The sequence below is a fragment of the Bradyrhizobium sp. 62B genome, from assembly GCF_030272265.2.
Lineage (GTDB): Bacteria > Pseudomonadota > Alphaproteobacteria > Rhizobiales > Xanthobacteraceae > Bradyrhizobium.
This window is the reverse complement of sequence record NZ_CP092842.1, coordinates 729,169-742,356: the sequence shown is the minus strand read 5'-3', so window position 1 is coordinate 742,356 and position 13,188 is coordinate 729,169. Positions and strand designations below refer to the sequence as shown.

10 protein-coding genes and 1 pseudogene are annotated in these 13,188 nt (G+C 56.0%); 5 read left to right on the top strand and 6 right to left on the bottom strand.

All coding sequences use genetic code 11. The annotated features are described in order from the left end of the window. Nucleotides 1-811 precede the first annotated feature (811 nt). A pseudogene (locus tag ML401_RS38330) lies at nt 812-1,156 on the bottom strand (integrase core domain-containing protein); the annotation flags it as partial. A 202-nt stretch (nt 1,157-1,358) separates the two neighbouring features. Further along, a complete protein-coding gene (locus ML401_RS38325; protein WP_285812994.1) occupies nt 1,359-1,841 on the bottom strand; it encodes a MarR family winged helix-turn-helix transcriptional regulator in 483 nt (160 codons plus the stop codon). A gap of 473 nt (nt 1,842-2,314) precedes the next feature. Here ML401_RS38325 and ML401_RS38320 point away from each other — a divergent pair, with 473 nt between their 5' ends. Continuing rightward, nucleotides 2,315-3,850, top strand: coding sequence for a porin (locus ML401_RS38320; protein WP_285812993.1), 1,536 nt, complete (start codon nt 2,315-2,317; stop codon nt 3,848-3,850). 588 nt (nt 3,851-4,438) lie between these two features. On the opposite strand, the gene ML401_RS38315 is transcribed toward ML401_RS38320, so the two are convergent. The 4 genes from ML401_RS38315 to ML401_RS38300 all read right to left on the bottom strand — a co-directional run bounded on the left by ML401_RS38315 (nt 4,439) and on the right by ML401_RS38300 (nt 7,648). Further along, complete coding sequence (locus ML401_RS38315; RefSeq protein ID WP_285812992.1) at nt 4,439-4,558, bottom strand: transposase; 120 nt, start codon at nt 4,556-4,558, stop codon at nt 4,439-4,441. Between the two features lie 196 nt (nt 4,559-4,754). Beyond that, nucleotides 4,755-4,913 (bottom strand): transposase, encoded by a 159-nt coding sequence (locus ML401_RS38310; protein WP_376717428.1) that lies wholly within the window; start codon nt 4,911-4,913, stop codon nt 4,755-4,757. Nucleotides 4,914-5,155: 242 nt separating this feature from the next. Continuing rightward, nucleotides 5,156-6,325 carry a Xaa-Pro peptidase family protein gene (locus ML401_RS38305; protein WP_285812991.1) on the bottom strand — a complete coding sequence of 390 codons (1,170 nt, stop codon included), beginning with the start codon at nt 6,323-6,325 and terminating at the stop codon, nt 5,156-5,158. A gap of 132 nt (nt 6,326-6,457) precedes the next feature. Next, nucleotides 6,458-7,648 (bottom strand): M20 family metallopeptidase, encoded by a 1,191-nt coding sequence (locus ML401_RS38300; protein ID WP_285812990.1) that lies wholly within the window; start codon nt 7,646-7,648, stop codon nt 6,458-6,460. 1,097 nt (nt 7,649-8,745) lie between these two features. Between ML401_RS38300 and ML401_RS38295 the strand changes: the two genes are divergently transcribed. From ML401_RS38295 to ML401_RS38280, 4 genes are all read left to right on the top strand, one after another. Beyond that, the gene (locus ML401_RS38295; RefSeq protein ID WP_285812989.1) at nt 8,746-9,636 is read left to right on the top strand and encodes an ABC transporter permease; all 891 of its coding nucleotides are present in this window, start codon (nt 8,746-8,748) and stop codon (nt 9,634-9,636) included. Beyond that, nucleotides 9,626-10,426: an ABC transporter permease gene (locus ML401_RS38290; protein WP_285812988.1), complete on the top strand. Its 801-nt coding sequence runs from the start codon at nt 9,626-9,628 to the stop codon at nt 10,424-10,426. The genes ML401_RS38295 and ML401_RS38290 overlap by 11 nt, the downstream gene beginning before the upstream one ends. An 8-nt stretch (nt 10,427-10,434) precedes the next feature. Then, nucleotides 10,435-11,523 (top strand): ABC transporter ATP-binding protein, encoded by a 1,089-nt coding sequence (locus ML401_RS38285; protein WP_285812987.1) that lies wholly within the window; start codon nt 10,435-10,437, stop codon nt 11,521-11,523. A gap of 68 nt (nt 11,524-11,591) precedes the next feature. After that, a complete protein-coding gene (locus ML401_RS38280) occupies nt 11,592-12,641 on the top strand; it encodes an extracellular solute-binding protein (protein WP_285812986.1) in 1,050 nt (349 codons plus the stop codon). Nucleotides 12,642-13,188 lie beyond the last annotated feature (547 nt).

Below are 13,188 nucleotides of genomic sequence, written 5' to 3'. Positions count from 1 at the left end.
CTCCGACTCCTCGCCACCGAGGATGTGTCGGCTATTCAAATATCATTCGCCCGAGAGAAGCGTGCGGGGCTCATTCATAAGCTTACGAAGAGACCCGGTAGCTTACGAAGAGACCCGGTCATTCGTTTCGCTCCTGCCCTACAACTCAGCCTCCGCAGAGACACCGCGATTTTCTTGCATTTGTCCTCAACATTGGATTATCGAGGACGCCGAATTCCGTTGATGTTTACAAGTGACTGCTGAAATTCTGCGTTAATCGACAGAAGCTCAAGCTTTCCTGCGCTCGTGAGTTTCAGTGCAACCGGTTCATTTCGCGATCAATTTCGAAGATCCGAAGTATAAGCTGCCTCCGGCGAACGTAACACCCGATGGTGGTCGTTGAGTCACTGACGCGTCAAGGTAGATAGAACCGTTATCGCCACCAGTAAATTATGCCTCATGGGCGCGCGCAAAACCGGCGAAGTAGAGCAGGAGGATGATGGTTTCTGCCTGGCGCTACGAGCCGGTGTGGGGCATAAAGCCGTCATTACCTTATTCTTTGGCCGCGCCGCCTATTAGATACTAGGATCAACTCAGTCCTGCATCGTGGCCGCGGTCGGGATAAGCCGGCCCTTGCTCGGCAAAATACACGTGAGGTGCTGGCCAGCAAGCTTGGCTGTGACCTGCCACTGAATTTTCATCCAGTGGCAGTTAGAGTCTCGGGCTTTGTTGCAGCGAGACCGAACTTTGGACCACCCGGAACTAGAGTTTTGCGCCTCTTGCAGCGAGACCGAACTTTGGACCACCCGGAACTAGAGTTTTGCGCCTCTGATCACGTTGGCGGGCTGGTGTCGCCGACGTGATTTTGCAGCAAAATCGGCGGCCGATTGCCGATCGCCCCGTGGGGCCGTTCTTCGTTATAGTATCTTCGCCAAGTCTCCACCTTTTGCCGGGCATCCGCAAGGGACAGGAACCAATGGGTGTTGAGGCATTCGGCCCGGAAGCGGCCGTTGAAGGCTTCGATGAAGGCGTTGTCGGTCGGCTTGCCGGGTCGTGAGAAGTCCAGCGTGACGCCGCGCTGGTAGGCCCAGAGGTCAAGATCGCGCGACACGAACTCGCTGCCTTGATCGACCCGGATCGTCGCCGGGAGTCCCACTTCATTGCAAACCCTTTCCAGTACCTCGTTCGCGAAATTGATTGTGTGCAGGGCTTGGATGGTTGCTCAGTGGATGGATGGAGCGATGCGGCCTAGAGAAGTCCAAACGATGGCTCCTAATCTAAAAGGTTTTAGTGCGGGCTCGACCCGGCGTCGGCTGCAGTGAAGCCGTCCATCTTGGTCGAGAGGGGAAACGGCAAGCTGCGGTCCTCATCCGTTGGGTCTACAACACGCCAATACTCAGCTTTTGGGATGCCAATCGGCTATTCTTCGCGATCGAGGTCAGCCGCTTGTTGAGGTAATCTAGTGACGCCTCGTCCAGCCCCTCTAATAACGTTGAATTGAGAGCTTCCCTTTTGGTCGACAGCTTTGAGATTTCTGCACGAGCCTTCTCAGTCAGGGACATTTGCAGGAACCTTGCATCATCTGGAGACGGCTCCCGCGCGAGAAACTCCATCGTTTCTAGCTTTTTCGTTTGGTTAGTAACGAACGCAGGGTGAATTCGGAGTTTGCTTGCAACCGCTATCCCCGAGACACCGCGACCTTCATCGAGTTCGTCGATCGCCATGAGGATCAACCACTGTGGCTCAGTCAAACCCAAGAGCTCCGCCCAGCTCTTATGTATTTGTTCAAGTTGGGAGTGAATCTCTACAACGTTCCAGATGAAGTCCCTGACGGCCCTGTCCATTGTTGGTTTTTCAGCCATGTTGTTGTTCCGCCCAAACCAAGCGACGTCCGGAAGGCCGCCACGTGACTTTGCCCTTCACAGGTATCTAGGTTCAGTCGCCTCTAAAAGACGCCGAGGGGCAAGGGCGCCATGTAAAAAATCAATTGATTAGTTCAATTGTTTTTGGTAGGACTACCCACGGATTGCTTGAAGGGACTCTTCAGCGATCATGTAAAAATCTCCAAGGAGAACCTCCGGGATGCCCCCTGGAGGTTCTTTTTTGCTCGTCCGGAACTCAGAAAAGAGAACTGTAGCCGGAATGCCACAGCGACCTGCGAAACTATGCTTCACGTTATTAATTAATTGAAGCAATTGATTTGACGAATTAGACCTTGGACTGACGGAGAGGGGGCGCCTCGACGTCGTCCGTCAAGCACCCGCCGAGTAGGTGCGGTTAGCAGGGGCGGATCTTTGAAGGACGGAAACGACGTTTCCAACTTGGAGGTTCAACAATGAAACTGATGAAGAGCCTAATTCTTGGTTCTGCCGCAATGTTTGCGGGCGTGGGGGCTCAGGCCGCCGATCTTCCCGTCAAGGCCAAGGCAATTGAGTACGTGAAGATCTGCTCCCTGTATGGCGCCGGCTTCTATTACATCCCCGGAACCGACACCTGCATCAAGCTGGGTGGTTACGTGCGTGCCTCCACTGCGCTAGGTGCGCAGGGCCTCTGGGCCGCCCCCACCGGCGGCCTCGGTGGGGCGCACAATCGCCTTAGCAACTCTTACACTGCCCAGTCCCGTTTGGATCTTGGCGTCGACACGCGCACTGCGACCGAATACGGCGTCGTTCGAACGTATGCCGAGTTGGCTTTTACGTGGACCGCAGGTGGATATGGTGGCGCCGGGAGCACTGCCGTAAACGGCGCTACGGCGTATAACGGAAACAATCCCGCCGGAAGCGGCAGCGGTTCGATTTCCGGTGGCTCGCTTTCCGTCTATTACGCGTTCATTCAGTTTGCCGGTTTCACGTTCGGTCGGGCGCAGTCGCAGTTCTCCTCTCCGTGGACCAACTATCCGGCGAACAGCTATGATGGTTTGCCGGGCGGCGGCGGGTGGGAGGCTGTCAATCAGTTTGCCTACACTGCGGATTTCGGGCAGGGCATCACGGCCAGCTTCTCGGCTGAGGATCAGGTAGTCCGCAACACCACCAACATTTGGAACGTGAGTGGTGCAACCGCTGCAGGTCTCTCCTCGGGCTCGTACGGTGCCGGCGACATCGGCGGAGTGCGGGCTCCAGACCTCGTTGCCCAGCTTCGAGTTGACCAGGCTTGGGGTCTTTTCCAGGCGTCAGTCGCCGCGCATGATAACCATGCTGGCTACTATGGCGTTGACGAAACGACCGGTCACCCCGCCGACAAATGGGGCTGGGCGGGACAGCTTGCCTTGTCAATCAAGAACATCCCAACCGGCGCTGGTGATACGATCAACGTCCAGGGCGTGTATACCAACGGAGCGTCGGGGTACAACTTCCAACCTTACGGGCCCTACACTTTCGCGCTTTACAGCGGTACGGGAGTGCCGGGAGCCTACCAGAGCGTAGGCCTTGCCGGGGTCTCCGATTCCGTTTTTGTTGCTGGTGCCGGTCAGCAGTTGACAACGACTTACGGCTTCAATGGCGGTTATACCCACAACTGGAACGCAAACTGGAACAGCACGCTCTTCGGCGGCTTCGGTGCGGTCCGGTACAACAGCACGGCTAAAGGCTATATCTGCGGCGCCTTTGTAACGACGCTCGCGCTATCGAGCGGCTTCGGTGGCTGTAATCCCGACTTCAACTACTCGGTCGTGGGTACCGCCACGCGCTGGAGCCCCGTCAAGAACATGACGTTCTCGGCCGAGCTCGCCTACGTCATGCTCGACCAGAAGTATGCGAGCGGAAGCACCGTGACGCTGCCGGTTCAGGCAGGCATCGCCAAGCCTGGAGCTGCGTATGAGCTGAAGGATCAGAACAGCCTAGCGCTGCTGCTTCGCGCTCAGCGCAACTGGTGAGTTTTTCTGTCCACTAGAAGGAGAAATCTGAACGGCTCTTTGAAATTAACCTCCAAGAAGGCCTCCGGCATGCCCGCCGGAGGCCTTTCTGATACGTCGACAGTAATCGCTGAGCATGAAAGTCAATCTCGCTGGCTTTTTTGGAGATCTCGCGCAGGCGTATGCGAGCCAAGCAACTATGTCTCCCCTGCGCGGAGGTTGGACCCCAGTCCGCGCGATATGACTCGCACGCTGGTTTCTTGATAGTGACTCATCTCGACTGCCTCGAATGAGGACGACCCTAAAGGTCCTCTCAGAATTCATGACGTGGCCTTTTTAGCGTGAATATTACAGTCGAGACGTGACGACCATTGCACCAAGCGACATATACGCCACGTCGGTGCAAGCATTGTTCTCAGGCCACGGCTTTGAGGCCTTGAGTGCGGCAGGACCAGGGCAGTAGTCGTCGATGTCGTGATTTGGATGCCCGTCACGATCCTGATCACGACGTCGGCGTTAGGCGAGCGGATCGGCGTCGTTGAAGACGCGATGACGCCAAGTGTTCCCGATGCCGTCGGATCCTGCGCGGCGGCGATCAGGGTGAGACTCTCATCCTGATTGTCGCGCTATACACAGCGCGTTCTTTGCGACTGAGCTAATGCCACGGATTGACCGTTCGACCGTTTTGTTGTTCAGTTCGATTCGGCCTTCATCAATGAAGCGCGTCAAGCCTTTCCAGCGCGAGAGGGCGTCGCGGATGGCCTCAGCAAGCTTGGTCTTCTGGTCAATGAGAGTCAGCTTAGCGCAGCCATACCTCGAACATCAGCCAGTGGTCGGCTCTTCTGCTGCCGCACGAGGCGACGCTCCTTCGCGCTGCGACGGGGTCTCCTTCTCGATGCGGCGCCTTAGAATGCGGCGATGTGCTTCAGCACCTCGCTCGCGATCGGAGCGGGCCGGCTGTCGCGAGTTCGTACAAGTTGCGCGGCATGTGCACCCTGCAGAAGGTGAGCTCGACCTCGCCACGTTCGGCCAGCTTTGGATAGCCGATGTAGCCGTCGACCTGCAGGCCGCGTTGACGCGACACTCGCACTCGCACTCGAACGTGCGAGCTCAAATGGCTTCAATCGGTGCACGCTCGATTTGTGACCAAACGTCGCTGCTTGCTTCCGTGGAATGCAAGGAGTTGGCCAACGACGTACAGCAGGTGTTCAACACCTGTAAACGATCGACTGCGCCCTATAACCGACCAGGCAGCCTCAACGTTCTGCGAGTGAAACGCAGACGGGCTTCGATTGCACACCCCTTCAGACAGATCGCATCGAGACATCAAACCTCGAATAGATCGCGTGGCAGCTTCGTGAATGGCTCTCCACCAGCGTCGGTCACGCGGAATGTTTCGCTGATCACATAGCCCACATCTTCATCGATCCAGTTCCCGAGCATAAGGTGAAACGTCATGTTTGGCCTCAGGATGGTCATGTCCCCTTCCTTTAGGCTCGCCGTCGGTTCAGTCCAATCGATACCAACGGCGTAGCCGCAACGCGACTCCTTGGAAAAGCCGTGCTTTTTTAGAGTCGTGTTGAATGCGGCGGCGACATCGCTACATGTACGTCCCGTCTTTGCTGCGGCGAGGGCGGCCTCCAATCCTGCCACTTCGCCTTCATGAAGTCGACGTATATGGTCCGCCGGCTTACCGATGGACATCGTGCGCATCAAAGGTGATGTATAGCCGTGGCGGACGCCACTAAATTCAAGGTTGACCTGTGATCCCTGTTTGAAGGTGTCCTCAGTCCAGCGGATGTGGCAAGTAGAGGTTCGAGGCGTAGCGCACAAGAAGAAGCTCGCAAGATCCGTGCCCGGCCTCCCATCAGCTCCGCGCACCAGCGTGGCAATGATTTCCGCGGATGCATCGGCTTCTCGCGTCCCAGGGCGGATAACCTCCGCAGCTTTAAGCATCCCAGCATCGCTAATCGCGGCAGCTTCTCGCATTATCGCGATTTCCAGATCGGATTTCACGCCCCGGATCCAGCTAACGACATTCGTACAATCGACAATCTTCGCACCGCCAGCACGGGACTTAAACTTCTCTACGGTCAGCGCTGGTAAGAATTTGGTTTCCAGCCCAATGCTTCCACGGCTAGACTCGTGATCCAAAATAAAGTCAATGATCGCGTCATATCCATCCCGGTCGGGATTGGCGATGAGTTCTTCCGGATAACCGATAACATGGTCACGATCGATAAACATCTGATGGATTGCAGCCGGTCCGTCCATGCGGCGGGTAATGAAGGTCGGCTCTTCCTCTTTCGAAGACACCACTAAACCTTGCGGCACATATCCGGACTTCGACGTGTAACCCGACAAATATGTGATATTCGCAGGAGTTGTGACCACTAGAACATCAACCTCTCGCTTCTGCATCTCTGACTTGACGGCCGCCAACCGCCGGAGATACTCGGCCCGAGGGAATGCTTGAGACGCCTTTGGCATTGTCATAAATCGAACTCCTTACCTGCGATGTTGTGACTGTTGCGCGATTGGGGGAGGCGGATATCTAAACTCGAGGTCCAGCTTATTTGGTGCACCACGATCCGAACCCTGTGTCCCGCAGCACGATTAAAGGCTGGATCAAGGATTGAGCATTGCCAGGCAGTACCGCACTGTTAGCTCAGTCGTCGGAATGAGGAGGTCGTCTGAGGCACCGAAGGTCGGCGTGTGCACACCCGATTCGTTTCCAGGCTCCTCGCTGCCGAACCAGAAATAGATTGACGGCACGCACGCGGAATAAAAGCCGAAGTCATCGCTGCCGCCGCCGCGCGTCGAGGAGATCTTGTCAGAAAATCGATCCTCTCCGACGGTCTCAATCACCATCTGACGGAAGCGTTCAACCATATCCGCATTGTTAACAACAGGCGGCTCCCCGAGCTTGCAGGAAAACTCCGCTGTGCCCCGGTGCATGGTTGCAACGCCCTCAGCAATCTCTCGGACGCGTTTAATCAGCAGCGATCTCCGCTCCGCGCTGCTGGTTCTGATCGTTCCGCTCATCGAGACGGAAGGACATATGATGTTCGACGCTTCCCCCCCGGCGATTGTACCGATAGTGATAATCGCGCCGTCATCAAACGGCATCTCGCGCGAGACAACCTTCTGCACCTCGTTTATGAACGCACCTGCCATCGCAATTGCGTCCACGCCAGCGTGTGGTCTCGCGCCATGCGCCATTGTTCCGATGAGTTTGAGCGAGAATTGATCAGCGGACTTCGTCACCGCGCCGGGGCGCGCGCCGTACATGCCCGCCGGCAAGTCGGTCTTGACGTGGTAGCCGACAGCGGCGTCGAACCCGCTGAGCAACCCTTCCTCAGCAACCGTCCGGCCACCGAGCGGCTCGGCCTCCTCAGCTGGTTGAAAAAAGATGCGTACCTTGCCGGAGAAGCTCGATCGACTCCGATGGAGGGCGAGCGCGGCGCCGAGCGCGATCGAAGCGTGCATATCGTGGCCACAGGCGTGCATCACGCCTGGAACTTGCGATTGATATGGCAGCTCGCTCCTGTCTTCCTGGATTGGCAAGGCATCGATGTCACCGCGAATTGCGACGGAACGCTTTGCACCTGAAGCCGATCCGGAGATGTCGACGTAGAGACCGGTCTTATGGAAGGTCTTTGCGCCTAGGATGCCGAATTGTTCAAGCGTCTCCCGGATACGCTGCTGAGTCTTCCATTCATTATTTGAGAGCTCTGGCTCGCGATGCATTGCGTGACGCATCTCGATTATGGCGTCCTGCTCGGCACCGGAAAGCAAGCTGTTAGCTATGATGTTCATGGTGTTCCCGAGCTGATCGAGCTAATCTGATTGATATCAGATGAAAACGAAGGATAGCACCGACGGATCGCCGGGCTGTGCAGTAAAGCTGCATAATATCCCCAAAGACGCGGCTTTGCGATTCGCAATAGCGGCCGGCTTTACCCCTGCTTTCGCGCAGACGAGGGGTCTGCAATGGAAAGATCGCCCAAAAGACGGCTAGCTTGGCAACAAATCAGCAGATTGTCCGAGCGCTGACGAGGCTGGGCGTTTTGTTGACAGGAGCCTCCGGTGTAGAGACTTCGTCATCTCTCCGAGCCGTTTAGGTCCGCGGAATTAGCACCGCTTTGAACACCTGCTTCAAGCCTGGTTCTCAGCTTGATGTGGGCATCGAGGTATTCGCTCGACGGTTGTCACGGGCAAGCAGATAATTGTGCACTGTGCAGCGGCAGAGTGCGGCAAGGCCATCGAGCTTTCGCCAAGGGATCCGAGTATGCCTTGATTCGCGTGCGCGACAACCTTCTTCATGATATCGAAACATCTAGACGATGGTGCTGGCTTAACGGCGAGGCGAAGCGATCGCGCCCAACCCTTCAAGACCCCAGTGACGGGACGCCGCGACGCAAGACCGACCGCGCGCTTGCTCAACAGCTGTCGCAATGCAGAGCACTATGGAGCAACCTTTGCGGATTGAGGTTGTCGCCGACAAAACCTGCGCCTGGTACAGAGGCTGACTGCATAGCTGCAGATAGGACCGGAGGCAGCACAGGGGCAACATTGAAGAAACGAAATTAGGGCTCGACGAACGACTCAACAGCTGACCGTCACCTGTCGGTATTATGCAATCCTGCCGCTCCCCTGCACTCGGCCGCAATTCGAGCTGAGGTGGCTGCGGCTCGCATATTCGCCTATCCTTGAAGAAAAACGGCTTGAAATCTGTAAAATGAGCACAAATTATGCGGGTAGCGCTACAAGTTCACACATTCGCTTCGCGGCCTGCAGCTAACCTCCTCTCAACAGAGCGGCGGATATAAGGCCGACATCTCCAGCAAACCGCGTGCTGGTTTATGCCTGAGGCCGGTTCTTGGCGGATCCCATCGGCTCACATTAGGTGCTCGATGAATATGATGAGTTCGTCCGCAGTCGATGGGGAGAGGGGCAAGCGAACGTCGCTGCTGTTCTTGGCACCCGCATTGCTCACACTGATCGTGTTCTTGCTTGTTCCGGCCGGCATCGTGCTTCGGATCAGCTTCTTTCCTGGCAACACCACGATCGGAGCAGAAGGCTATTCGTTCGCCCAGTACATCAAATTTTTCGGAAATCCGCTGTACCTATCGGTCCTTTGGGAAACGGTGAGCTACGCGCTTATTGTTTGTCTAGGGTGTTTGGCCCTCGGATTCCCCGTCGGTTATTCCCTTGCTCGCCATCCGCCGGCTAAGCGTCGTCTCCTCATGCTCATGGTGATCGTGCCTTTGACTTTGAGCCTGGTGATTGTTGTTTTTGGGTGGCTGGTGCTCTTGGGTCGACAAGGCCTCATCAACAATATTCTCCTTGAGCTGGGGGTCGTATCCAGTCCGCAGCAACTGCTGTTCAATAGAACAGCGGTCGTCGTGGTTCTGATTCAGCAGTTCCTACCATTCATGATCCTTTCGGTCATGAATGTTGTGATGCAGATAGATCCCGTCCTCGAACAGGCATCGACGAGCTTGCGCGCAAATAGAGCGCGGACATTCATCAAGGTGATCATCCCGCTCTCTACGCCCGGGATAATGGCGGGATTGTCACTTATCTTCGTCATGGCCGTATCTGCCTTTGTGACACCCCGGCTTGTCGGTGGACCGCGCGCCCAAATGATCGGTGGCTTTGTCTACGATCAGATCCTCACCACGTCGAATTGGCCATTTGGTGCTGCGATGGCCTTCGTTTTATTCGCTGTCGGGTTCGGGCTTATGGCAGCTTTGAACGCCACAATCATCCGCCCACTCACGAGAGGCCTCCATGCACGGTGACAATCTCGATAGGGTCTTAGGTTGGCTAGGCAGGCTTCTTCGCATTTTTGTCTATCTGACGCTGATACTCCCGGCGGTCATCGTAATCGCGACGTCTTTTACATCGGGAGACGCGATGCAATTTCCGCCGAAGAGCTTCTCTCTTCGTTGGTACCAGGCGTTTTGGGAGAGCACTTTATTCATCGACTCTCTGACATTGAGCCTGAAACTGGCCTTTCTGGCCTCGTTGTTCTCTCTTCTGTTTGGCTTCGCAGCATCGTTCGCAATCGAACGACGCGATTTTTTCGGGCGAGAGCTGATCCGCGCCTTCATGCTCTCCCCGCTGCTGATTCCGGCCGTTGTCCTCGGCTTAGGCCTGATGCAGCTGCAAGTCTGGATGGGCATTAGCCAGACTTTCCTCGGCCTGCTTGTTGGGCACGTGGTCGTAACGCTTCCCTACGTCGTCCGTACATTATCGGCGAGTATGGTACTTTTGGATAGGAATCTCGAACAGGCTGCAATGAGCCTGCGGGCAGCACCCTCGAGGGTTCTGAGAACGATAACGATTCCTCTCCTCATTCCGGGCATCATCTCCGCAGCCGTGTTCGCATTTGTTACCTCCTTCGGAAACGTCAGCCTATCGGTTTTCCTCGGCGCGGGGGGTAATGTCACGCTTCCCGTCCAAGTGTTGGCTTACGTCGAGCAAACGGTCGACCCGCTGGTGGCTGCGGTATCCTCGCTTGTCATCCTCTTCACTTTGGTAGCCATTTTGATCGCGGACCGTATCACGGGGCCGCGGTCTGTCTTCTAGGGGCCGATATGCATATGCTTGTTCAACGTGAAATGAAGTCGGATTCGCAGCGCGAAACCATCGTTTCGTTTCGAAACATTCGGAAGGACTACGGCACAACGACCGTCGTGCCGGACTTTTCGCTTGAAATCCACCGCGGCGAGTTGGTGTGTCTTCTCGGCCCATCGGGTTGCGGGAAAACAACCAGTTTGCGCATGTTGGCCGGATTCATCCAACCGACACGCGGAGAGATCCTGATTAAGGGAGAGAACGTGACGCACGTTCCTGCATTCAGGCGCGACGTTGGCATTGTCTTTCAAAACTACGCGTTGTTTCCGCATATGACGGTTGCCAAGAACGTCGAATATGGCTTGGTCAACATCGGCATGAGAAAGCAGGACAGAACTAAGCGCGTCCAAGACATGCTGCGCCGGGTGGAGCTCCAACATCTCGCCGAGCGATATCCACGCGAACTTTCTGGCGGGCAGCAACAACGCGTTGCGCTTGCACGTGCACTGGCCTTGCAGCCGACGGTGCTGCTACTGGACGAGCCCTTCTCCAATCTCGATGCCCAGCTTCGTGTAAGGCTTCGAGAGGACCTACACAATTTGATTCGAAGTCTACAAACCACGACTCTTTTTGTGACGCACGATCAGGATGAAGCACTCACACTAGCTGATAGGATTGTCGTCATGAACAAGGGTGTTGTGGAGCAGATTGGTAGTCCTGAAGAGATCTACGATGCTCCGGCGACCCGATTTGTTGCCGAGTTCATTGGACAATGCTCGCTTATCGAAGGCCAGATTTCTGATGACGGCACCTTTCGCGCAGACGATGGATTGTGCTTTCCAGCTTCAGGTGCGTCCCGAAAGATCATCGCCGTCATCCGACCCGAGCACATCAAAAAGGCGCACGAACTGCCGCAGGTATCGCCCCGCCGCGCGACTATCGAGGCGAGTGACTATCACGGCAATCTTACGCGCCTGCAACTTCGCTTAGACGGGACCAAGCTGGTTATGGATAGCCAGTTTCCTGTTGGCCAAAAGCCTAAACCTGGCGATCAGATCGACGTTGCGATCGACCCGATGGGCATTCGCTTCGTGCCGCTAGCAAAATGACGAGGAGCATGGACGCTGTAGAGGTCTAACAAATTGTCGACACCGCAAGGAACACTTAAGAGGGCTTTATGAAGAGACGTGACTTTCTAGTACTTGGTGCCGCCTCGGCTTTGGCGTCGATCGCCTCGCCAGCCGTGCACGCTCAGCAGAAAAAATTTGCTAGCGTTACGCTTCGCATCAATGGGTATGGAGGCGTCTACGATAAAGCACTCATTGAAGGGGTGGCGAAACCTCTCGAAGAGAGCACAGGCCTCAAGATTGAATATATTCCCTCGAGTCCCGCTGCCGACTTAGCGAAGCTAATATCGAATAAGTCAAACCCGCACATCGATCTCTTCATGGCAGATAGTCCACTTATGCCGCAAGCCATAGCTGGAGACGTATTGGAAAGCTTTGGTGCTACTGATGCCCCAAATCTTTCGCGAGTTCTTCCAGGGTTTCGGGAATTTGGCGATTACGGCGCGCCATTTAGCGTTGCATCCGTCGTCCCTGTGTACAATTCCAGCACCGTTAAACCTCCCCTCACGTCTTTCTCGGACATCGCGCGGCCAGATTTGAAAGGGAAGGTCTCAACGATGCCGGCTAATAGTTATACCGGCTGGATCGTCCTGCTAGCGCTCGCGGAAGGCAACGGCGGGTCGCTGGCCAATATGGACCCAGCCTTCAAAATCATCGCTGCTGCCAAGGACAATATCATCGCTACACCACCCAGCTCAGTCACACAATTGCAAGCCTTTACCCAGGGTGAGGCGCAAGCTGGTACGCTCTGGGATGGCCGCGCATATGAGGCGCGCAAATCGGGCACGCCCTTGGAAACTGTCGTCGCTCGCGAGGGTATTTACTCTGTCACTTCGTACACAAATATCGTGCGCGGCGGGCGTAACAAGGAAGCCGCGCTAGCCTACATCAATCAGCTTCTTGCGGATCAAGGCATGCTTTCCGTGCCAAAGGCGCTCCGATATGGACCGACCACAGATGTGTCTCTTGGAGATCTCGCGGCTGAGGTCCTTATCAACTCGCGCGAGCGTGCGGCATTGAAGAGACCAATTGATTGGAAGGGTCTGATGCAGCAGGGCACGGCTCTTGGCGAGCGGATGACCAAGGAGTTGAGAGGATAGCAGCGGGCCGGCACTCATCCACATCTGAACGCGACCATCGGCTCCATAGTCATGGAGCCGGCGGTTTCATGTGAACCTTTTTTGCCGACGGAACATTCATTGAAACTGAGTTGAGGCGGCCAAAGCCGAAGAGATGCCGTCGGCCGACGCTCAGGGCTGCCTGGTCGTGCCGCGATTACAACGGACGAGTTGATGCAGCGCTCTCAGAGGCCGTTGCCGAGCCCGGCCCACATCTAATCGAAACTCGATCTGAAGCACGCGCGCGGAAAGCGGTTACCTACCACGACTGCGTCGCGCAGCTACTGACCAAGTTCGCGCTCCCCCCGCTAGAGCCTTGTCCGCAGTGAAGCTCCGACGGAGCTGGCCGGCACCTCCCGCTGGGCCTCTCGGAGACTTTGCGTACCCTAGGAAACGATCGATCACACTCGCATCCGCACGCAACCGCGTTGGCCAGAGGCAACCTGCATTTCCCACCCCCTCCGACGTGATGAAGTTTTGCATCAAAATGGCGAAACGCGCGGGATATATTCTCGCCACGAACGATGTT

What these genes read in the sequence shown, in the direction of transcription:
- ML401_RS38325 (WP_285812994.1), bottom strand. Translation starts at nt 1,841, where the DNA reads ATGGCTGAAAAACCAACAATGGACAGGGCCGTCAGGGACTTCATCTGG.
- ML401_RS38320 (WP_285812993.1), top strand. Translation starts at nt 2,315, where the DNA reads ATGAAACTGATGAAGAGCCTAATTCTTGGTTCTGCCGCAATGTTTGCG.
- ML401_RS38305 (WP_285812991.1), bottom strand. Translation starts at nt 6,325, where the DNA reads ATGACAATGCCAAAGGCGTCTCAAGCATTCCCTCGGGCCGAGTATCTC.
- ML401_RS38300 (WP_285812990.1), bottom strand. Translation starts at nt 7,648, where the DNA reads ATGAACATCATAGCTAACAGCTTGCTTTCCGGTGCCGAGCAGGACGCC.
- ML401_RS38295 (WP_285812989.1), top strand. Translation starts at nt 8,746, where the DNA reads ATGAATATGATGAGTTCGTCCGCAGTCGATGGGGAGAGGGGCAAGCGA.
- ML401_RS38290 (WP_285812988.1), top strand. Translation starts at nt 9,626, where the DNA reads ATGCACGGTGACAATCTCGATAGGGTCTTAGGTTGGCTAGGCAGGCTT.
- ML401_RS38285 (WP_285812987.1), top strand. Translation starts at nt 10,435, where the DNA reads ATGCATATGCTTGTTCAACGTGAAATGAAGTCGGATTCGCAGCGCGAA.
- ML401_RS38280 (WP_285812986.1), top strand. Translation starts at nt 11,592, where the DNA reads ATGAAGAGACGTGACTTTCTAGTACTTGGTGCCGCCTCGGCTTTGGCG.